The sequence below is a fragment of the Microcoleus sp. PH2017_09_SFU_O_A genome, assembly GCF_020738625.1.
Taxonomy (GTDB): Bacteria; Cyanobacteriota; Cyanobacteriia; order Cyanobacteriales; family Microcoleaceae; genus Microcoleus.
Window position 1 is genome coordinate 16572 of the sequence record NZ_JAEQCF010000031.1, and the last position, 20562, is coordinate 37133.

A 20562-nucleotide genomic window follows, 5' to 3' on the forward strand; every position below is an offset into this window, starting at 1 on the left:
CAAAAAATGCCATAAATTATCACATAATTCAGGGCTTGTAGATACTGTCTTGACCTTGTATCTTAAAAGAGTGAGGGCGATCGCACCGACAATCAGTCGATCGGCACTTCGATCGCAAATTCCGTACCTGCGCCCAACACAGATTCGCAAGTCAGCTTACCACCGTGGGTTTCCTCCACAATTTGGCGGCTGATAGACAGCCCCAAACCCGTACCCTTCCCGACTCCCTTCGTAGTAAACAAATGGTCAAATATTTTCGCCCTCACATCCGGCGACATCCCTCCCCCGTTATCTTTGATGCGAATCACCACGCTGTTGTTATCCGGCGAGACATGGGTGATAATGGCGATCGTATTAGGTACAGCCTCAACAGAAGCATAACTGCGACCCCGATTGAATTCGTCAAAACAGTCGATCGCATTTGCCAACAAATTCATAAACACCTGATTCAACTGTCCCAAATAACACTTAACTTTCGGAATATTTCCATACTCCTTAACCACTTGAATCAGCGGGCGGCCTGGATTAGCTTTCAAGCGATGCTGTAAAATCATTAAAGTGCTGTCAATTCCTTCATGGATATCCGCCGACACTTTTTGGCGGGTGTCCCCACGGGAGAACGTGCGGAGAGATGTGCTAATATTGCGAATGCGATCGCACCCAACTTTCATCGACCCCAACATTTTCGGCAAATCTTCTATAAGATACTCCAAATCAATATCCTCAGCATCCTGTGCAATTTTTGAGCTAGGATCGAGAACTTCTTCCTGATACAGTCGCAAGTGGCTAATTAAATCGCCCACAGCCGCAGTAGCTTCGGTAATATTCCCCGAAATAAAACCGACTGGATTGTTAATTTCGTGAGCGACACCAGCAACTAAATTGCCCAAAGAAGACATTTTTTCACCTTGAATTAATTGCAATTGCGCTTGTTGCAGTTCCGCAAAAGACTTTTCTAACTGTTGGGATTTTTCTTGCTCGCGCGCGTACAAACGAGCATTCTCGATCGCAATAGCGACTTGACTAACTAAAACCTTTAAAACTTCCACCCTGTCTGCGGTAAAAGCTGCTGCCGCTAACTTATTTTCCAGATAAATAATCCCTTGCAACTGGGATTGATAAATAACTGGCAAACACAGGATTGATTTAATTTCAAATTCTCGAATGTACGCATCCGCATTAAAAGGTGCAGTAACAGTCGCATCATCCAATACCAGAGGCTTTTGAGTGCGAAAAACATAGTTTATAGCAGAAACAGGCAAATCTTGACTATTTTCAAATGGTATAGATCGTAAAACTGTAGCCTGGGTATCAGTAGAATTTCCTACAGCTTCGATGTAGAGTTTATTATCTTTTAGCAGCAGCAGCGCAACTTTTTGAGCCGCCGCATTTTCTAAAATGATTGTGATTAATTTTGTCAGCAAGTTGTCCAGGACAATTTCACTGTTAATGGCTTGCGAAGACTTAATAAAAGTAGCCACGTCTAAAAAATCGCCTAAACTGTTGCTGGTAGTGCTTCCAGTATTAGTGCGCGTGACATCGATGGGTCGAGTTTCTGTTGCGCGCGTTTGTGCTACTAAGAAAGGATGTCTTGATTCCAAGTGTTTAACTTTCGCTAGAGCTCCCCAGCGGATATAGCCGTAATAAGCCTTAGTCAGATATGCTTGAGAAATTATCTGTTTTCCCAGAAATTGATAGAATTCTCCGGCTAATTCATAGGCTAATGCTTCCTCTTGAATATAACCATTTTTGGCAGCTCCAGCAATTGCGCGATCGTACAAATCCATTGCTTGCGTATCATACCCCAATACCCGCGCTTTCTCCGCTGCTACCAAGTCATATTTGTGTTGATAATTCATTGGAGCATCAACAGCCCATTTTTTCATTTTATTTTGGTTTTGTACCAGTTTATTTAAATATTGCTTTTGCCCCTCTTTGTCAGATTGGGAATACAAAGCTAGGAGACTGAGAGAGTAGTAAAAATTATTCAAGGAAACTAGATAAAATCCAGAAACTGATTCTTCATATTTCTCAAATAACCTTGAATTTTCTGAAGCTTGTGCATAATTGCCGAAGAAGAAATTAATCATAGATTTGGCATTACAAATAAAACAAACTAAAAAAAAGTTTTTAGTTTCAATTGCAGCCGTAACAATTTGGTCTTCATTAAACTTCTTATCTACCAAGTTACATGATTCTACAGATTGACCACGCAAAATTATGGCTGTATATCTCAATATACTAATACATTGTGAAGAGCCTTCTTGTTTAAGTTTCTGCATTAATTTTAGATACTTACTTATTTCCTCTTCAACCAGTTCGAGAGGCTCTCCCATCCACAGTTTATAAGTACAATATCCATTGACAGAATAACCAACATACGGTAAATCTCCAGTTTCGATTGCAGCCTTAAACCCTTCCATCATATAACTCAAGGCTAACTTGATATCTACTTTACGGTGTTGAATTGAACAAGTAAGTATTAGATAAACTCTACTTTTGATAGAATCAGATGGAAATCTATCTAAAAGCCTAATTGCCAATTGACCAAATTGGTATCCTAAACTAATGTCTCCTATTCCACACAAAATTGCACCATAAAAAACGTAAGCGACACTAGCATAAGGCGAATTTCCATATTTAATGGACAGCTTAACCATCATAAATACTAACAATGGTAATAGTCTGGGCTTGACCGCCATCGCGGTACCCAGAATCCCTGATAAAATTCGCATGGTTGCTTGTTTTTTAGAATCTGTCATTTCTGGCAAATTAGCTAAATCCTCAATTCCTTTCAACCCCAATCTCAGTTTTGTATTAATCAATTCCACCAAGATATTCAATAATTTGGGATTTTGAGGAAAATAAATCCCTAACAATTTTAGGACTTCCAGCCCTGTATTTACTGCTTCACTAACTCTATTTTGAACAGTATAAGACTGAATTTGCAGCTCATAAACATTGAGTTTGTCCAGTAAAGTTTTAGCCCGACTTAGAATAACATCAACTAATTCTTTTGAGATTGAATAGTTCGTATTTAAGTATTCAGCTCCCGCTGTTGATTCATAAATTGCTAACGTTAATTGATACTGACTGTCCCAACTCTCCTCTGGCAATAATCCCATCGCCACCCGCAAATACCTCACAGCAGCTTCATAAGCATTCGCTGATTTTGCTTTGCGTCCCGCAGTTAAATTTAATTCGGCTAACTGCGTCTTTTCTGCTGGCTGGCTAATTGTGTCAATTCCCACATTCAACTGATTGACAATATCAAAGATGTTTTCTTCTAGCTTTTCGGGTGGAGTATTCTGTAACAGTAATTCGCCAATTTTTAAATGGGTGGATTGCTTTTGATTTTCGGGAATGAGAGAATAGGCGGCTTGCTGGACGCGATCGTGCAAAAATTTGTAACTAACCCGCGAAGTATCTAATTTGAGGTCGATCGATTCAGCGCGATCGAAAACCAAAGGAATGCGATAAGCATCGCTCAACGGCAGAATCAACCCTGCTTGCAAAGCTGAATAAAGTTCAGTAGCTGTAACATTCACTGACTCTTCGCTGACAAGTGACAGTACATCTAGAGCAAATTTATCGCCCACGCAAGCTGCTAATTTTAACACTTCTTGCGTGGCTGCGGGCAACTTTTCAATGCGAGAAGCTACGAGTTCGACGACACTTTTATCGGTGATTCCAATCGCTTGAATTTCATCAATACTCCAATCCCAGCCTCCTTTACCTGCTAGATAATCGAACTCGAATTTTAAAAAGTTTTCTTGATAAAGTGCTTGTAACAGTTGCGTTAAAAAAAAAGGATTTCCTCCCGTTTTATTGCAGATTAATTCGGCTAAATTGTTGGCTTTTTCTGTGAAATTGCTAAGGGTTTCAAAGACTAATTCCGTTACATTTTCTAACTCTAGCGGTTGCAATACAATATTGTTGACAACCGTACCCGTTTTTTCAATCTCTTCTACTGTCTGAATTAACGGGTGAGTCGGACTAACTTCATTGTCTCGATAAGCACCGATTAGCAACAAATATTGCTGGTCGGGGTCAGTTATCAGTGTTTGCATTAACTTTAATGTAGCTGAATCTGACCACTGCAAATCGTCTAAAAAGATAACTAGCGGGTGTTCTTTTTGGGCGAAGACGCGAATAAATTCTTTGAATACGCGATTGAAGCGATTCTGCGATTCTACAGGGGAGAGTTCTGCTACTTCTGGCTGTTTACCGATAATCAATTCAACTTCCGGAATTACATCGGAAATTACTTTGCCGTTAGTTTCCAAAGCTGTTAAAATTTTAGTGCGCCATGTTTCTATAGCAGCAGTGCTTTCTGTGAGCAATTGGCGCAGCAGCGAGTTGAATGCTTGAATTAATGATGCGTAGGGAATGTTACGTTTGAATTGGTCGAATTTGCCGCTGATGAAGTAACCTTTTGAGCGAGTTATTGGTTTGCTAACTTCGTTGACGACTGCTGATTTGCCGATGCCAGAATAACCGGATACTAGCATTAGTTCGCTTTGGGAACGGGCGGGTTTTTCTGTATTTTGGTTGGGTGGTAAAGATTGGGGCGAAAGGGTTTCGGCGTTGGGGGGGGCGGGTTTTTCTGTATTTTGGTTGGGTGGCAAAGATTCGGGCGAACCCGCCCCTACACGTTCAAAGGCTGCTAATAGTTCGTTGACTTGGTTTTCTCTACCGTATAATTTTTGGGGTATCAACAATTGGCTGAGAATATCTAAGCGTCCGGGGATAAAATCGATTATTTCTCCTGTTGCTTCTAACTGATGCAAACAATTTTCTAAGTCTGCCAATAATCCGGCTGCACTTTGATATCTATCTTCGGCATTTTTTGACATCAATTTCATCACTATTCCTGAGATTGATGTGGGGATTTCCGAATTGATTTGAGCGGCCGAAATTGCTTGAGTTGCGATGTGGCTGTAAACTATTTCTAAAGGGTCTTTACTCGGAAATGGCAGTTCACCTGTCAGCATTTCATACAAGGTAATTCCGAGTGAATAAAAGTCGGTGCGGTAGTCGAGGGTGCGGTTCATTCTCCCGGTTTGTTCGGGAGACATATAAGCTAATGTGCCTTCGACGGAGTTGGGATTGTTAAATTGTGGGTTTTCTTTGTTTAGTTTTGTCGCAATCCCGAAGTCGGTGAGTTTAACTTGTTTTGTTTGGGAGTTGATAATGATGTTGCTGGGTTTGATGTCTTTGTGAATAATCTGATTTTGGTGCAGGTATTCTAAGGCTTTGACGATTTGGATGGCGATGTTTAAAGTTGCTAGCAAACTCAGCCTTGCTTTTTCGAGTAGTTGTCCGAGAGACTCGCCGCCAAAGTCCTCTAAAACTATGCCTAATCGGTGGTTAAAGGTTTTGAGACTGATGGCTTTGACGATTTGTTTGCTATCTAAATTTTGGCGGATTTGATATTCGTGTTTGAGGCGGGTAATGGCTTCGAGTGTGGGATATTCGGCTTTGAGAACTTTAAGAATTGTTGCGGACTCGTCGCTCGCTCTCTGTCCGTGATAAATAATTGTTTCGGCACCTTCGTGCAGAGTAGAATGTATTTGGTATTCTGAAAAAATTTGCATAGGTTTATTTTAAAAATTTATGGCATCTAATTTAGCCTAGACTAGCGCTAATTTAGGGGAAATTTATGTGATGCCGATCGCACTTTTTGACGCTACAAATCACAAGCAACGTACAAAAGCTTGATGAAAACCTTGCTGAGTCAGGCTTGCACTCATCAATAGACATTTTGTAGGGTGCGCCGCAGCGCACCTTACTCGTAGTAATTGCTGTTTAAATTAGCGATTTTCAATCTTGTACGACCGTAACTTCACTGATATGAACAATTGATTCGGGTTCCGGTAAAATACGGACGCGGGCAAATTTTAAACCGCTGACTCCTTGCAGTGATTCTACCATCCCTGTCTGCACTTTTGCTTCTACCCAACCTTCGCGAGACAAGTAGCGCAGGTATTGTTGGTACTCTTCCCATTCGTCTTCGGTTGAATAAACTACGGTTAGCATTCCTGATTGGGTAATTCGCTCTTGTGCGTCTTTGTCAACGGCTTTTTCGATGCGCTTTTTGACGAGTTCGTAGCGGATGTCGCGGGTGCCTTTGACATCAAACATTTTTTCGGTATTTTCATTATGAAAAATGTCGATGGTGGTATTTTGTACTAAGACTAAATGGGCTAGTTCCATGTTAATTTGAGACTCGGCTTGCAGGCGAAAAACTGTGCGACCGCAGTCGCAAATTGCTCGCAGTTGTTCGTACCGCAAACTGTGCAAATGAAATTGGCTGAATTTGGGATCGATCGCCTTTCCGACATATATCATGTGATCCATGCCGTCGGTGCATTCGATGTCGCAGTAGTGGGGGAGGATTTGCTGCATTTTTTCTTGCCAGCGAGTCCAGGTTTCTTGGAGTTTGGTGCTGATTAGGTTTAACATTTGATCGTAGCGGTTACGATCGCCATAAACGCAGTTGTGTTCGTTATCGCAGGCGGCTTGGTAAGCTTCAACTGCTGCCTGAACCGTGGGGCTACACTGCACAAAGTAGTCAAAATACACTTCTAAACGCTCGTTTAAATATTCGGCTGCTCGCACCTCCATATCGACTGTGACTTTTTCTTTTAAATGCTCGATGTAGTCGAGCAAGTCGAGCCGCAGTTGCTCGCCGAGGTGGGTAGTTTGTGTTTTACAAACGGCATCGGCTATGGCTAAACCCAAGCGGAATTGTTCGAGCAAATCTGTTTGAATGGCTCGGTTTCTTTCGTCGCTGGAACCGCGGATGTCGGAAATTCCGTAGAGGGGATGAACGTCTGCAAATACGATCGTCTCTTGGGGCAGTCCCCAACTGCGCCTTTCTGCTTCTTGGGCGAAGCGCCACTCGACTGCGGGATGAATGTTGTGAATGTGGGTAAACCGCTGCTGGATGGCTTGCCGCAGGGCTGCAATGAAGGCGGGAATGAGTTCTTGGGCGTGTTGGGCGTCAATGTTGTTGAAGTGGTTGGGGCGATCGCACAACAGCCCCACAACGCCCAAAATCCGCAGCCCGCAGCCCTCGCGGGTGACTGATTTGACTACCAGGGGCACCAGCAGCATCGATTGAGCGCCCATTTTCCGCAAAGTTCGCTCGCACTCGGTGCGGCACTCCCGGCGCAAGTCTGGGACGTTCCAAACTTGATTTGCTGCGGTAGCCTTGAAAAAGTGAGAAGTTTCTAGGGACTCCATTGAATAAGCAACCGGCTGCAAATGATGGCCGTCTTTAGCAACTAATAGCTGTACCTGTTCGCCGTCGGGGCGCAAAAGCAAAGTGCCGTCAGCATTAAAGAGCGATCGCAAATAGCGATCGATTCTCTCAAATTTGTCAGGGCGCAGCATGGAATCGCGATCGATCAATAACTGAGTCAGGCGGCGAATTTGCTCCTGTACCGTGACATCAAAACCTTCTAGCAGCAGCAAACCTTCGATGCGGTAATTATCTAAATTTAGTCGATCGGCTAAACTTCCCAATTGATTAGGCTGCATCAGCCAAGCTTCCCGTTCTGCAACAGGCATTAAATTTAAGGGAAGATCTGCAAATTCATCTTTTTTTGAATTAATCTGAGTAATTTTCAACTGTTCCGAACCCAGCCAAAATTCAATAAATCTAGATTCATCCTGTTGCGAATTTTTAATGCTCACCGTGACAGGTTCATCTAGCACCCGCAAACCATCGAGGCTTATTTCATAAAATTGCTTAAATACCCAGTGTAAAAGGTGGCGGCGGTACAATTGTTCTACTATTTTTGCATCACAATCCTCGAACAGTTCTAGCAAACAGATCCCAGTTTCTGTAAACCAACCGTTATGAGATTGAGTTACCAAAGGCGTTCCCTCCCAGCCCGCCAAGCGACAAAATGCCGCGTTAGCGTAACGCAGAGCAAAAGTTCCCGGTTCCATCACTGCGATTAAAACGCGGCGATCGCCCAGAAATTGAAACAGTCGCTCTAAATCTTGTTTCCAAGTTTTCAAGCGTTCAATTTCAGCAGATTGAGTCGGTACTTGAGCCGTCAAAGCTTCGAGTAGCTGTTCCACATCTGGTTCGTTGGGCAGATTCTCACTGTCTTGCTCTGTCGCAATGATATCTGGATCTGCCGTTGGCAGTGATTTTACGGAGTTGTTATTGTTTTGAGAGGAAGATGATTTAGGAGTAGGCATGAGGAAAACACCTGAAAGCAGTAGATTTTGTTAAACAATGTGAGCGATCGGCGATTTATGGATTTGTCAAGAACTTAGAGCCTGTTTGTAAAGTTTCTGTGTATGTATCCGAAACTAAGTATTTTCTCGGACGATATGTTCCTAAATTTTTACTTTTCTTCACAAACAAGCTCTGAGTCTTGACGTTATAAGTGATATTAACGTGTTTGCGACCTGGCTGGTAACACCCATTATAAGTGGTGTGCCGTAGTGGATAGTGTCAGCGACTAATGCTATAGCGGTTCTCAGAAATATCAGGTACGTTGTTGGGCTTGGGCCCTCTTTTATGTGGTTATAGAAGCCGTCAGCCATACCTCATCTTTTTGAGAAAGGCTATATTTGACTCACAGGCGAGATATATGGCAGCTTTCGGTTGAATGAAGAACAGGCCCGGTAATTGGAATTGGGCATTGATAATTGAATTGGTAATTTGTAATTGGCAAGTGGCAAGCAGGTTGCGAGCCACTAATTTAGCCAATCAAACGGGAGCATCTCAGTTTTGTAAAAAGCATTTTTTTTTATAGTGCGAGCACTTCAAGAGCTCGCGTATTCTACAAATCGCGAGCGGGGACAGCACTATTAAAAGCAAAACCCATAAAGTTGCTATTGGGCAATGGAATAATTAAAATATATAATAAAGGTAGGAACACTTTTGAAAGGACATATCTATGGCTTTAACGCTTAACAATCTCATCGGCGATTTCACCGGATTTCCTGTATTTTCTGGCGGCGGGCCGCGTCTTTTGGGATTCGCTACATCAGATGACATTGATGTAGAGAATGGAAATTTGTCGTCTTTTCCCTGGGGAGTTTGGGGACTAGACGGCAACGATACGATCGCAGGTTCGTCGGATTCCAACGAGCGCCTATTAGGGAATAATGGGGACGATATTATCGGTGGTGGCGGCGGAAATGACATCATTTACGGCGGTAAAGGTAACGATGGTGTGGATGGAAATGATGGCAACGACGTAGTTAGGGGCGACAGCGGCAACGACCTAATCTTTGGGGGGGCCGGGAACGATATCCTGCGGGGAGGGCAAGGAGACGACGATTTAGAGGGCAATGACGGCAACGATTTCTTGGCGGGCGATCGGGGAATTGACGTACTCACGGGAGGCCTTGGTGCTGACATATTTATCCTCAGAAGCAACGAACAGCCTGGAGTCAATGGAGCCGATGTCATTACCGATTTTAACTTTGACGAGGGCGATCGCATTGGTTTGACTGACGGTTTAACAGAATTAGACCTCATCTTCACTGACGACAATTTGATTGCTTACGACAATGACGGAATTATCAACGACATGGTGATTGAAAACGCAATAAATGGACAGATTGTGGGGATAGTTTTAAACACGAATAACTTTGAACTTATCGGTGCATTTGAACCGGCGAGTCCGTTTGCTCTGGCAGTTAACGGTTCTCAATTTCAGTTTTTGGCTTAGCTATTGATAATTCCAGGTAGGGAAACGGCACTGCCGTGTCCTAGTTCCAGGTAGGGAAACGGCACTGCCGTGTCCTAGTTTTGGGTAGGGAAACGGCACTGCCGTGTCCCTACAGATATCGCGGATTTGGCAAGATTGATATTAAAACAGTTCTCCATTTAGATAGTTTTTAAGCTAATCTAGAAGTAGGAAACTCAAACTCGGGGAAAGTATAAATGACCGCTACAATTCACCCCCCATTGACTGCACTCCCAGAACAGCGGTTGATTTTGCCGCTATCAATGACTTGGGAGCAGTTCAAAGCTCTCGATTCCTTGCTAGAGTACACTCGCAGTGTTCGCTTGTCTTACCTCGACGGATATGTAGAAATTATGACACTTTCGCCGGAACACGAAACCATTAAATGCCTGCTGGCATTGCTGCTAGGTCAATTCTTTTTAGAAAAAGATATGAGTTTTAGACCGACGGGTAGCGCTACACTCCAAGGGGAAACAAAAGGCAGCAGCAAGGAACCAGATTTATCTTACTACTTTGGCGAAGACCGGCGGAGGCGAGAAACACCCGATTTGGCGATCGAAGTTACTTTTACTAGCGGAACAATCAACAAACTGGAATACTACCGCAGATTTAACGTAGCGGAAGTTTGGTTTTGGGAAGACGGAGTGTTTTCGATTTACCAACTGAACTCGGAGGGTTACGAGCTAGTTTCTCGGAGTATGCTGTTGCCGGATTTGGATCTAGAATTGCTGGGGAAATGTCTGCAAATGTCGGAAGAAAAAGAAGCTTTGAAAGTGTTTCGGGACGCAGTGCGAGGCTGCTAACCTAGAATATCCACAAGTAAAATATGGCAAAATTACGAAATGTACGAAATGTCATAAAAATCGCGATCGCCTAAAAATCTCCTCCAGGCTTTCTGGTTTTAAAATATTAGATTTTCATCTATACTATTCGGAGTATAAAAAATCTTAGTCTTCAGCAATCATCTATGAATAGGGATTATTCGCGGTTTGATTCCCTCGCCAGCATCCTAGCAGGAACAGCAACGGTAGCAGGAATAGTCGTCTTTGCAGCATCACCAGTTTTCGCAAAAACTCCCCAAGAAATTGCAAAATTCGCTGAATCTGTTACCGTTCAAATTAACGGAACAACTGGTAGCGGGACTGGATTTATTATTTCCAGACAAGGCTCGAATTATACTGTACTGACCTCTAATCATGTTGTTGCTAATATGAGGGATAACTATACGATTCGCACTTCTACCAAAAAAGATTATCAAGTAACACGTAGTGTACTATTGGAGAAAGGTCAGAATGCTCCAGATTTAGCAGTCGTAACATTTAAAAGTACAGAATCTTATCCAGTTGTAACTTTAGGCGATTCCGAACAAGCGACAGTTGCTACACCAATTTTTGTGTTTGGATATCCAGGGAATCATTTAGAAGAAAAGTACGGAAATAAACGCTTTTTTGAATTTTCATCGGGGTTTGTTACCAGTCGTCGCCCGACTCATCCACGCGGTTATACTTTGCGCTACAGTGCTATTACCAAAGGGGGCATGAGTGGAGGGCCTGTATTTGATACAGAAGGCCGTGTAATTGGGATTCACGGACAAGGAGACCTCGATTTTATAACGGATAACGAAGGAAAGATCGTAGATAAATTTACTGATAAAACAGGATTTAATGCTGCAATTCCTATCAACACTTTTATAGCTAAACTGTCGGAAGCTGGGTTAAATCGATCGGCTCTTTTGATAAATACTTCTCCAACTGCTACTGCACCTCTGAAACTGAACAATCCGCAAGATGCTAAGACTTATTATGTTCGCGGTTTAACTCGATTTGACAAGGGAGATTTGTCAGGTGCTGTTGCCGATTTTAACCAAGCGATTCAAACTCAATCGGATTATGTAGAAGCTTATTTTTATCGAGCACTGGCTTATTTTGATTTGAGACAAATGCCCAAGAGTATCGCTGATTATAGCAAGGCGATCGCCCTTAATGCCAGTTATGTCGATGCTTACTACAATCGGGGGCTGGTGTTGTCGGCATTGGGAGATAAACCGGGGGCGATCGCCGATTATACTCAAGTCATCCGCTTGGATCGAAACTTTGCAGCCGCCTACAACAACCGAGGATTGGCGCTTTCGGACTTGGGCGATCAAAAAGGGGCGATCGACGATTTCAATCAAGCGCTGCAAATTAATCCCGGTCGCGCTAACACTTATTTTAACCGAGGATTGGCGCTGTTTCGCATCAATAACGATCGCTCTGCCTTAGCTGATTACACTCAAGCAATTCAACTCAATCCCAGTTATGCAAAGGCTTTTGCTAACCGAGGAATTACGTTAGTGAGAATGGGAGATAGACAAGGGGCGATCGCAGATTTGCAGCAAGCGGCTCGTTTATTTAAGGTTCAAGGAATGAATACTGATGCTCAAAAAGCATTAGATTTAATTGGTCAACTGCAAAGACAATAAACTGCATCATATCATCGACAATAATATTGCCATTAATCCTTATTTGACACAAACAAACACCCAAAATAAACCCGCCCCCACCCCACGATTTGACTGTAGGGGCGGGTTCGCCAACAATATTTGACAGAAACAAATAGGTGAAATAAACCCGCCCCCACGCCACGATTTGACGATCAAACACGCAAAAAATAAACCTGTAGGGGCGGGTTCGCCAACAATATTTGACAGAAACAAATAGGTGAAATAAACCCGCCCCCACGCCACGATTTGACGATCGAACACGCAAAAAATAAACCCGCCCCCATCCCACGAATAGGGGAGGGCGGGTTTATAAATACCCTGGATGTGAATCAGAAATACTGGTGAACCCGCCCCTACAGGATTGTCGTAATACAAATCGTTGTAATGCTGATTTTCCCCTAAAACCTCACCGTCACCAAAATCACCCGCCGAGGCTGATTTTCCGCTTCAATAGTATACTCAACCCGCCCAAAACCTCTCGGCCCCGGTTCAACTAAATCATAGCGAGATGTCACCGTCCCGGCGGCTGTATCGTATTGAGCAAAAACAGCACCGGGATTCCTCCCAGCAGACGCATCGGCATCCCCTCCCCAAGAGCCCCAATCATCCAATCGCGATCGCGTTGGTAAGACAGAAGCGGCGATTTCTGGAGGTGTTAATCTTTGATCGGCTAAGACTCTTTGAGCATTATGAATAGCGCACATTGTCGGCCCAGAAATTTTGGCATCGCTATATTGATCTTCCCACTTTTGGACGAAGCCAAAGCCCACATTCGGGCCGACTCTATCCTGTCTTTGCCGCCCCCACAGCCGACTGGTATCTGATGCAAAATTAGAACCGCTGCCTGTTACGGCTAATTCGGTTCTTTGGCTGGTAAAATTACGGTTGACAAATTGTTTGTCTGCGGTGCGAATGGCGTTGGCGGCCGCTGGTTCTATTTTATTGCTAACATTACTATTGCCTTGTACGATCGGTGAGAGAACGCCGGGGATGGGTTGTGCTCCACAATGTTTTTGAATACCGTTGAAAACGCGATCGGCTGATAAGGCACTAATCGGAAATTCTAGGGAAAAAGCCTCGGCGGGTTTAGGGAAAAAGATGCCGGATGTTGCGGAAGCAGCAAAAGAAGCGCCACCCCAGATGACGATCCGATTAAATTGACGGCGACTGATGCTCATAGTTTATTTACTCCCTGGAGAGCTTGCCCCCGGCTCAAGTTGAGCTTTCATAAACCAGTAAGATTTATAGCAATTTGTGGCCCTCGCACAAAATACTTCTACTGCTAAACTTTTGCCATTGCTAACATTTACTAGCATTGTATGTACTTTACCTCGATCGCCAGTCCGAGAAGCTACTTGATTTCCGTCTACATAAACATCTATTCGTGCTGGTGGGGCATTCGATGTGTCAGGAATCGCAAACTCGAATCGGAGAGTAGCGGGGCCGCCAGGAAGCCGACAAGTCATAGTGGTATCAGGATCAATATATAAAACAGTAGTGTAAATTTGTCTGCCTACAGAAATATCTTGTTTGTCAGCACCCCACCTACCCGATCGCTTAACACATTGAAGGTCTTCCAAAGGAATGGGGCGTTGAGCCTGAGCCACTTGTGCGCCAAAAGTCCCTAACATCACACATAACATCCCAGCGAGAAACAAACCGCTGAGCCACCGATCGCGCTTCATATAAAATATCCTCTCAACACCTTAATGAATTAATATAAAGGATGAGCTGTGTAGGAAAAATCCTGACTTTAGACAGATGACAAAATCAAAAATGTCACACTTGTACGAAATGTCAGGTATAATGAAAAGCGTAAACTCCAGCGTTTCCCGAATCTATGGATATTGCCGAAGTCTTGACACTGGCAGATGAGCTAATTTTTGCTAAGACGGGAAAGCATTTAGATTACGTGCAAGATGCTATTCTGCGGGGGACATTGGAAGACGCAACTTACACGCAAATTGCTCAAGAACTTTACTCAAGTCCAAGTCATGTCAGAAATGTCGGATCTGACCTTTGGAAAACACTTTCTAAAGGATTGAAAAAAAATATTACTAAAAACAATTTTAGGACTGTATTAGAAAAGGCAAGAATTTATAACAATAATATTTCATCCGCTATTATTGGCGAAACTGTTACAGTTAATGGCTTAAATATTTGTCATGAAAAAGCCCGATCGCCCAAAACACCCCAAAACCCCGAACCAAAAGCAAAACAGCCCCGCATCGACTTAGGCGACGCACCCGAAATCTCCACATTTTTCGATCGCACATCCGAACTCACTACCCTGGAAAACTGGATTTTAAGTCGCACCCGTCTCATCACCATCCTCGGCTTATCCGGTATTGGCAAAACCGCCCTGACACTCCAACTAATCCCGCAAATTCAACACGAATTCGACTGCATCATCTGGCGAAGCCTCCACAACGCGCCACCCCTCGCATCACTTCAAACCGACATAATCCAATCCTGTAGGGGCGGTGCCCCCGTGCCCGCCCTCTCCGTGCCCGAAGAGATTAAGCCTCCGTCTCTTTCTCCCCCCCTTAGCAAGGGGGGGCTGGGGGGGGTAATCCACCATTTGCGATCGCACCGCTGTCTCATCGTCCTCGATGACGTACAAACAATCTTCAGCAGCCAACAACTCGCAGGAAACTATCAACCAGGCTATGAAAACTACGGCGCATTCTTCAAACAAATAGCAGAATCATGTCACAACAGTTGCATAATTTTGCTCAGTTGGGAAAAACCCAGAGAAATTGCAGCATTAGAAAGCCACCAGAAAAATTGTCAAACATTGCAACTCAATGGTTTAGGCGAATCAGCGCGAGAAATCTTCACAGAAAAAGGCTTAGCAGAATCAGAAAACTGGTCAAAATTGATCGACCTTTACCAAGGAAATCCCTTGTGGTTAAATACAATAGCCGCTGCAATTCAAGACTTATTCAACGGCAAAGTTTCTGAATTTTTATCCTATGATAGCCTAGTTTTAGGAGACTTAGAATATTTATTGCACCAACATTTTCAGCGTTTGTCCGACTCCGAAAAACAAGTAATGTCCTGGTTGGCAAATCAAAACAAAGCAGTCGAAATCTCAAAAAAGCCAGCCCTGCTGGAATTATCCCCTTCAGAATTCCTAAAAGCCGTGGAATCCTTGAGACGGAGGTTGTTAATCGAAAAAGTCCAAAAAGGATCTCGAACCCTGTTTGCAGTCCAACGGGCGATCGCAGAATACTTAAACAGTTGACAGTTGACAGTTGACAGTTGACAGTTGACCATTCGGCTACGCTCAGGGCAGGCAGTTGATAGTTGACAGTTGACAGCAAACAGTTGATAGCGAGGTTATAACTGTAAAACATCCAAACACATCAGCGTTAATCTGCGTTCATCAGCGGTTAAAAAATAAAAAAATCAATAACAACGATCGCCCTTCTACATAAAAGAGCGATCGCCTATTTTTGGGGAATGGCGATCTCTTCAAATCTATATTCAAGCAAACAGCAAATTTTCTACTAAAGTTTTAGGTTCTGGGAGAGATTTACCATCTACCTGATATTCTTCAACTAAAAGCTCTAATACCTCTACTGCATTCTGCAAAGCGGCTTCGTAGGTATCTCCATGAGTGTGGAACTGCTGAGATGGAAAATCAGGTAAGTGAACTAGATAGCAGTTATCTTCATCCGACCATTGAATAACAATTATATAAGGTAATTTCATGATTCAGGTTCCTCTTCTTCAATTGCTTTCAATATTCCAAGTTTTCGATTAACTTCTCTCTCTAAATACAGTTTCGCATCATCGCCATCATTGCCAGCAATGGTAATTGGTTCAGTAGGTAGTAAAGGATGAACCCATCTTGTATGGCTGCCTTTTGCCGAACGATAAGTAAACCCAGCTTTTAGCAGCAAGCTTTTGAGTTCTCGAATCTTTTTGGGCATAAACAGACATTAAAATTGTGGCTAGGCGACGAAAATACTTTAATCATATTCCAGAAAGTAGGGTTTGTCCAAACGTACCCTACTACATGAATTTGAAGTAGTTTCAGCGTTAATCCGCGTTCATCAGCGGTTAAAAAATAAAAAATCTAACTTTTCCCAAAACTTGTATCAAACATCCCCGTTTAGCCCTAAAATGAAAAAGACTGACTAGCCAACAATGCCCTATGTTTGAAGCACTTGCCGATCGACTCGAATCCACCTGGAAAAAACTGCGCGGACAAAATAAAATCTCCGAGAGCAACATCCAAGACGCGCTCAAAGAAGTCCGCCGCGCCCTCCTGGAAGCCGATGTCAACCTCCAAGTCGTCAAAAACTTCATTTCAGAAGTAGCGGCCAAAGCACAAGGCGCAGAAGTCGTCTCAGGCGTCCGTCCCGACCAACAATTCATCAAAATAGTCCACGACGAACTCGTCCGCGTCATGGGGGAAACCAACGTACCCCTCGCCACCGCCGACTCCGGGCCCACAGTCATCCTGATGGCCGGTTTGCAAGGAACCGGGAAAACCACAGCCACCGCCAAACTAGCGCTGCACCTCCGCAAGCAAAATCGTACCGCACTGCTAGTCGCAACTGACATTTATCGACCAGCCGCGATCGACCAATTGCTGACTCTCGGCAAACAAATCGACGTACCAGTATTTGAACTAGGCACCGATACTGACCCCGTAGAAATTGCCCGCCAAGGCATCGAACATGGCAAACAACTAGGCGTCGATACAATCATCGTCGATACAGCAGGCCGCCTGCAAATCGACCAAGACATGATGGCCGAATTGCTTCGCATCAAACAAACAGTACAACCCCACGAAACGCTGTTAGTTGTTGATGCCATGACCGGCCAAGAAGCAGCGAATTTAACCCGCACTTTTCACGACCAAATCGGCATTACCGGCGCCATCTTAACCAAATTAGACGGCGACAGTCGCGGCGGTGCAGCCCTCTCAGTGCGACAAATATCCGGCGCGCCAATTAAATTTGTCGGAGTCGGCGAAAAAGTGGAAGCATTGCAACCATTTTATCCCGATCGCATGGCATCGAGAATTCTCGGTATGGGCGATGTCTTGACGCTAGTCGAAAGAGCTCAAGAAGAATTCGACATCGCCGATGCCGAAAAAATGCAAGAGAAAATGCTCACGGCAAAGTTTGACTTTACCGACTTTCTCAAGCAAACCAGACTACTAAAAAATATGGGTTCCCTAGGCGGCATCATGAAAATGATTCCGGGGATGAACAAACTCACCGATGAACAAATGCGGCAAGGCGAAGTGCAGCTAAAACGCACGGAAGCCATGATTAATTCCATGACAACTGAAGAACGCCGCCATCCCGAACTTTTAGCAAGTTCTCCATCCCGCCGCCGCCGCATCGGAAAAGGCGCAGGCTACGCAGAAAACGACGTAACAAAACTCGTTAGTGACTTCCAAAAAATGCGTACCATGATGCAGCAAATGAGTCAAGGTAACTTTACAGGAATGGGAGGATTGCCGGGAATGCCGGGAATGCCAGGAATGCAGGGAATGCAGGGAATGGGCGGCCAGAAGAAAAAGAAAAAAAACAAGCCTAAAAAAGGTTTTGGTCAGTTGTAAAAAATGGTTCGTAGTTAGGACTTCAGTCCTCTCTTTGATGCGGACTGAAGTCCTCACTACAAACCTATGGAAACCGTAGGGTGCGTCGCTATTGATAATTTGCACATCAGCTTGAAAAGCTCATAGCGACGCACCCTACACAATAGTTTTTTTGTTACCAATTTTTACCCAAAAAAGGCTGCAATTGAATATGGTACAAACATTTACTCAACCAGAAACCATATCTCTAGAAGTGCCGAATTCGATCGCCCTGCTTGTAAGTTGCGAGCAATTCGAGGCCCTAGCATTGGCAAATCCCGACTTAAGATTAGAAAGAACCACAGAAGGAGAATTAATAGTGAATCCACCCACCGGCGGAGAATCCAGCGAAAGGAATTTCAACATTACCGGGCAACTTGCTCGCTGGTGCGATGACAACGAGGATTTAGGATCGGGTTTTGACTCTTCGGGAGGATTCATCCTTCCTAACGGTGCTAACCGTTCTCCCGACGCTTCCTGGGTGAGTCGAGAACGCCTCGAAGCCTTGACACCCAAACAGCGAAAAGGCTTCGTTCCCCTATGTCCGGACTTTGTAGTAGAATTGCGATCGGCATCTGACAGTCTCTCCACCCTCCAAACAAAGATGCGAGAATATATTGACAATGGTGCGAGATTGGGCTGGTTACAAGCAGAAGTAGAAATATTAATTAATCCAACCGAGTTGTCGGGAGAGGATGTATTGCCAGGATTTGTGTTGAATTTAAGGCGAGTTTGGGGTTAAATTTACGGAGAAGTTGCTATGGTACAAACATTTACTCAACTAGAAACCATATCTCTAGAAGTGCCGAATTCGATCGCCCTAACCGTCACCGGCGACCAATTCGAGGCCTTAGTATTCGCAAATCCCGACTTGAGATTAGAAAGAACCGCACAAGGAGAATTAATAGTGAATCCACCCACAGGAGGCGAATCCAGTAGCCGCAACCTCAGCATCAGCGGGCAACTCGGCAACTGGTGCGAAACACACGAAGATTTAGGAGAAGGCTTTGACTCTTCGGGAGGATTCATCCTTCCTAACGGTGCAACCCGTTCTCCCGATGCTTCTTGGGTGAGTCGAGCTCGCTGGGAAGCACTAACTGCAAAAGAACGAAAAGGCTTCGTTCCCCTATGTCCCGACTTTGTAGTAGAATTGCGATCGGCATCTGACAGTCTCTCCACCCTCCAAACAAAGATGCGAGAATATATTGACAATGGTGCGAGATTGGGCTGGTTAATATTGGCCAATCCAACCGAGTTATCGGGTGAAGACGTATTGCCGGGATTTGTGTTGAATTTAAGACGAGTTTGGCGTTAAATTTCCTGTACGCCCCCATACCAGAAGATGGCGCCCGAGTTCTGGCCCAGAGAGATATTTGGCTTTGTCAGGCCACGATAGATTTAGCTGTTACCTTACAGCTTTTGATGCGATGATTTTTAATGCCATTGGCCTCAAGTCCTAACTGCGAACCACGGACATCACGAGTTTTACAGAACTTTACGTAGCTTGAGAGCGATCGACCAACAATAAGCTTTAGACTTTTAAACAAATGTCGCTAATTCCAGAAATCCGGACTTTAATCTACCGTAAAAAAACATTATGTTTCCAACTCACCGCCCCCGCCGCCTCCGCAACCATCCCCAACTCCGCCGGATGGTACGCGAAAATATCTTGACAACCAGCGACTTAATTTACCCCCTATTTGCCGTACCAGGGGAAGCTTTTGCCAAAGAAGTCAGATCGATGCCCGGAGTTTACCAGCTATCGGTAGACAAAATCGTAGAAGAAGCAAAAGAAGTTTACGATCTCGGTATTCCCGCGATTATTTTATTCGGCATTCCCGCAGACAAAGATACAGACGCGACAGGTGCTTGGCACGATTGTGGCATCGTCCAAAAAGCGACGGCAGCAGTTAAAGCAGCCGTACCAGATTTAATTGTTATGGTCGATACTTGTCTGTGCGAATATACGAGTCACGGTCACTGTGGCTATTTGGAAGTCGGAGATTTAAGCGGCCGAGTTTTGAACGATCCGACGCTAGAATTGCTGAAAAAAACAGCCGTTGCTCAAGCTCAAGCTGGTGCAGATATTATTGCACCTTCGGGAATGATGGATGGTTTTGTGGGAGCAATTCGCGAAGGATTGGACTCGGCTGGATTTGAAGATCTTCCCATCATGTCCTACGCGGCAAAATATGCCTCAGCTTATTATGGCCCGTTCCGGGATGCGGCGGATTCGGCTCCGCAATTTGGCGATCGGCGCACCTATCAAATGGATCCAGGAAATGGCCGCGAAGCTCTCAAAGAAATTGCTCTGGACATTGCTGAAGGTGCGGATATGCTAATGGTTAAACCAGCTTTAGCGTACATGGACATTATCTGGCGCGTCAAGGAAGCCACTAATTTGCCAGTTGCTGCTTACAACGTTTCTGGAGAATACGCGATGGTGAAAGCCGCCGCCCTCAACGGTTGGATTGATGAAGAAAGAGTGGTGATGGAAACCTTGACAGGATTCAAGCGTGCTGGTACCGATTTGATTTTGACTTATCACGCTAAAGATGCCGCCCGCTGGCTGCAAAACTGAGACATTCGTGATGCCCGAATACCTTTGAACTCGGAATACCGGGCGGTTGAAACCGCGTCTATACAAACAAAACCCGCCTCCGCGGGTTGAAGACAAGGAGGTAAAAATTACGCGATCTTCTTTAGGAATACTGGGCGGTTGAAACCGCGTCTATACACACAAAACCCACCTCCGC

At 44.4% G+C, this 20562-nt stretch carries 14 protein-coding genes; 8 read left to right on the top strand and 6 right to left on the bottom strand.

What is annotated here, in order from left to right:
- Positions 1-92: 92 nt before the first annotated feature.
- Together JGK16_RS13220 and JGK16_RS13225 are read right to left on the bottom strand one after the other, a co-directional pair.
- Positions 93-5597, bottom strand: coding sequence for an ATP-binding sensor histidine kinase (locus JGK16_RS13220; RefSeq protein ID WP_293190866.1), 5505 nt, complete (start codon positions 5595-5597; stop codon positions 93-95).
- A 226-nt stretch (positions 5598-5823) separates the two neighbouring features.
- Positions 5824-8217: a GAF domain-containing protein gene (locus JGK16_RS13225; protein ID WP_293181719.1), complete on the bottom strand. Its 2394-nt coding sequence runs from the start codon at positions 8215-8217 to the stop codon at positions 5824-5826.
- A gap of 707 nt (positions 8218-8924) precedes the next feature.
- Between JGK16_RS13225 and JGK16_RS13230 the strand changes: the two genes are divergently transcribed.
- The 3 genes from JGK16_RS13230 to JGK16_RS13240 all read left to right on the top strand — a co-directional run bounded on the left by JGK16_RS13230 (position 8925) and on the right by JGK16_RS13240 (position 12183).
- Positions 8925-9704 (top strand): calcium-binding protein, encoded by a 780-nt coding sequence (locus tag JGK16_RS13230; RefSeq protein WP_293181720.1) that lies wholly within the window; start codon positions 8925-8927, stop codon positions 9702-9704.
- 215 nt (positions 9705-9919) lie between these two features.
- On the top strand, positions 9920-10525 hold the full coding sequence (locus tag JGK16_RS13235) for a Uma2 family endonuclease (protein ID WP_293181721.1): 606 nt from the start codon (positions 9920-9922) through the stop codon (positions 10523-10525).
- A 164-nt stretch (positions 10526-10689) separates the two neighbouring features.
- Positions 10690-12183 carry a tetratricopeptide repeat-containing serine protease family protein gene (locus JGK16_RS13240; protein WP_293190868.1) on the top strand — a complete coding sequence of 498 codons (1494 nt, stop codon included), beginning with the start codon at positions 10690-10692 and terminating at the stop codon, positions 12181-12183.
- A gap of 419 nt (positions 12184-12602) precedes the next feature.
- Here JGK16_RS13240 and JGK16_RS13245 read toward each other — a convergent pair whose 3' ends face one another.
- Together JGK16_RS13245 and JGK16_RS13250 are read right to left on the bottom strand one after the other, a co-directional pair.
- Positions 12603-13382, bottom strand: coding sequence for a Tat pathway signal protein (locus JGK16_RS13245; protein WP_293190870.1), 780 nt, complete (start codon positions 13380-13382; stop codon positions 12603-12605).
- Between the two features lie 3 nt (positions 13383-13385).
- A complete protein-coding gene (locus tag JGK16_RS13250) occupies positions 13386-13889 on the bottom strand; it encodes a hypothetical protein (protein ID WP_293190872.1) in 504 nt (167 codons plus the stop codon).
- Positions 13890-14044: 155 nt separating this feature from the next.
- Here JGK16_RS13250 and JGK16_RS13255 point away from each other — a divergent pair, with 155 nt between their 5' ends.
- Positions 14045-15451 carry an NB-ARC domain-containing protein gene (locus tag JGK16_RS13255; protein WP_293190874.1) on the top strand — a complete coding sequence of 469 codons (1407 nt, stop codon included), beginning with the start codon at positions 14045-14047 and terminating at the stop codon, positions 15449-15451.
- 242 nt (positions 15452-15693) lie between these two features.
- Here the strand turns inward: JGK16_RS13255 and JGK16_RS13260 are convergent, their stop codons facing one another.
- A complete protein-coding gene (locus tag JGK16_RS13260; RefSeq protein ID WP_293181735.1) occupies positions 15694-15921 on the bottom strand; it encodes a type II toxin-antitoxin system HicB family antitoxin in 228 nt (75 codons plus the stop codon).
- Positions 15918-16142: a type II toxin-antitoxin system HicA family toxin gene (locus JGK16_RS13265; RefSeq protein ID WP_293181737.1), complete on the bottom strand. Its 225-nt coding sequence runs from the start codon at positions 16140-16142 to the stop codon at positions 15918-15920. Before JGK16_RS13265 ends, JGK16_RS13260 begins: the two co-directional genes overlap by 4 nt.
- Positions 16143-16366: 224 nt before the next feature.
- Here JGK16_RS13265 and ffh point away from each other — a divergent pair, with 224 nt between their 5' ends.
- The 4 genes from ffh (at position 16367) to hemB (ending at position 20387) form a co-directional block, all read left to right on the top strand.
- Positions 16367-17788: a signal recognition particle protein gene (ffh, locus tag JGK16_RS13270; protein WP_293190876.1), complete on the top strand. Its 1422-nt coding sequence runs from the start codon at positions 16367-16369 to the stop codon at positions 17786-17788.
- Between the two features lie 190 nt (positions 17789-17978).
- Positions 17979-18548, top strand: coding sequence for a Uma2 family endonuclease (locus JGK16_RS13275; RefSeq protein WP_293203155.1), 570 nt, complete (start codon positions 17979-17981; stop codon positions 18546-18548).
- Between the two features lie 18 nt (positions 18549-18566).
- Positions 18567-19121, top strand: a complete 555-nt coding sequence (locus tag JGK16_RS13280) for a Uma2 family endonuclease (protein WP_293203158.1) — start codon at positions 18567-18569, stop codon at positions 19119-19121.
- A gap of 282 nt (positions 19122-19403) precedes the next feature.
- On the top strand, positions 19404-20387 hold the full coding sequence (gene hemB / locus JGK16_RS13285; RefSeq protein WP_293181743.1) for a porphobilinogen synthase: 984 nt from the start codon (positions 19404-19406) through the stop codon (positions 20385-20387).
- Positions 20388-20562 lie beyond the last annotated feature (175 nt).

Excerpts from the sequence above, each read along its gene's own strand:
- JGK16_RS13225 (WP_293181719.1), bottom strand. The coding sequence starts at position 8,217 with ATGCCTACTCCTAAATCATCTTCCTCTCAAAACAATAACAACTCCGTA.
- hemB (WP_293181743.1), top strand. The coding sequence starts at position 19,404 with ATGTTTCCAACTCACCGCCCCCGCCGCCTCCGCAACCATCCCCAACTC.
- JGK16_RS13255 (WP_293190874.1), top strand. The coding sequence starts at position 14,045 with ATGGATATTGCCGAAGTCTTGACACTGGCAGATGAGCTAATTTTTGCT.
- JGK16_RS13275 (WP_293203155.1), top strand. The coding sequence starts at position 17,979 with ATGGTACAAACATTTACTCAACCAGAAACCATATCTCTAGAAGTGCCG.
- JGK16_RS13260 (WP_293181735.1), bottom strand. The coding sequence starts at position 15,921 with ATGAAATTACCTTATATAATTGTTATTCAATGGTCGGATGAAGATAAC.
- JGK16_RS13240 (WP_293190868.1), top strand. The coding sequence starts at position 10,690 with ATGAATAGGGATTATTCGCGGTTTGATTCCCTCGCCAGCATCCTAGCA.
- JGK16_RS13235 (WP_293181721.1), top strand. The coding sequence starts at position 9,920 with ATGACCGCTACAATTCACCCCCCATTGACTGCACTCCCAGAACAGCGG.
- ffh (WP_293190876.1), top strand. The coding sequence starts at position 16,367 with ATGTTTGAAGCACTTGCCGATCGACTCGAATCCACCTGGAAAAAACTG.
- JGK16_RS13280 (WP_293203158.1), top strand. The coding sequence starts at position 18,567 with ATGGTACAAACATTTACTCAACTAGAAACCATATCTCTAGAAGTGCCG.
- JGK16_RS13265 (WP_293181737.1), bottom strand. The coding sequence starts at position 16,142 with ATGCCCAAAAAGATTCGAGAACTCAAAAGCTTGCTGCTAAAAGCTGGG.
- JGK16_RS13245 (WP_293190870.1), bottom strand. The coding sequence starts at position 13,382 with ATGAGCATCAGTCGCCGTCAATTTAATCGGATCGTCATCTGGGGTGGC.
- JGK16_RS13230 (WP_293181720.1), top strand. The coding sequence starts at position 8,925 with ATGGCTTTAACGCTTAACAATCTCATCGGCGATTTCACCGGATTTCCT.
- JGK16_RS13220 (WP_293190866.1), bottom strand. The coding sequence starts at position 5,597 with ATGCAAATTTTTTCAGAATACCAAATACATTCTACTCTGCACGAAGGT.
- JGK16_RS13250 (WP_293190872.1), bottom strand. The coding sequence starts at position 13,889 with ATGAAGCGCGATCGGTGGCTCAGCGGTTTGTTTCTCGCTGGGATGTTA.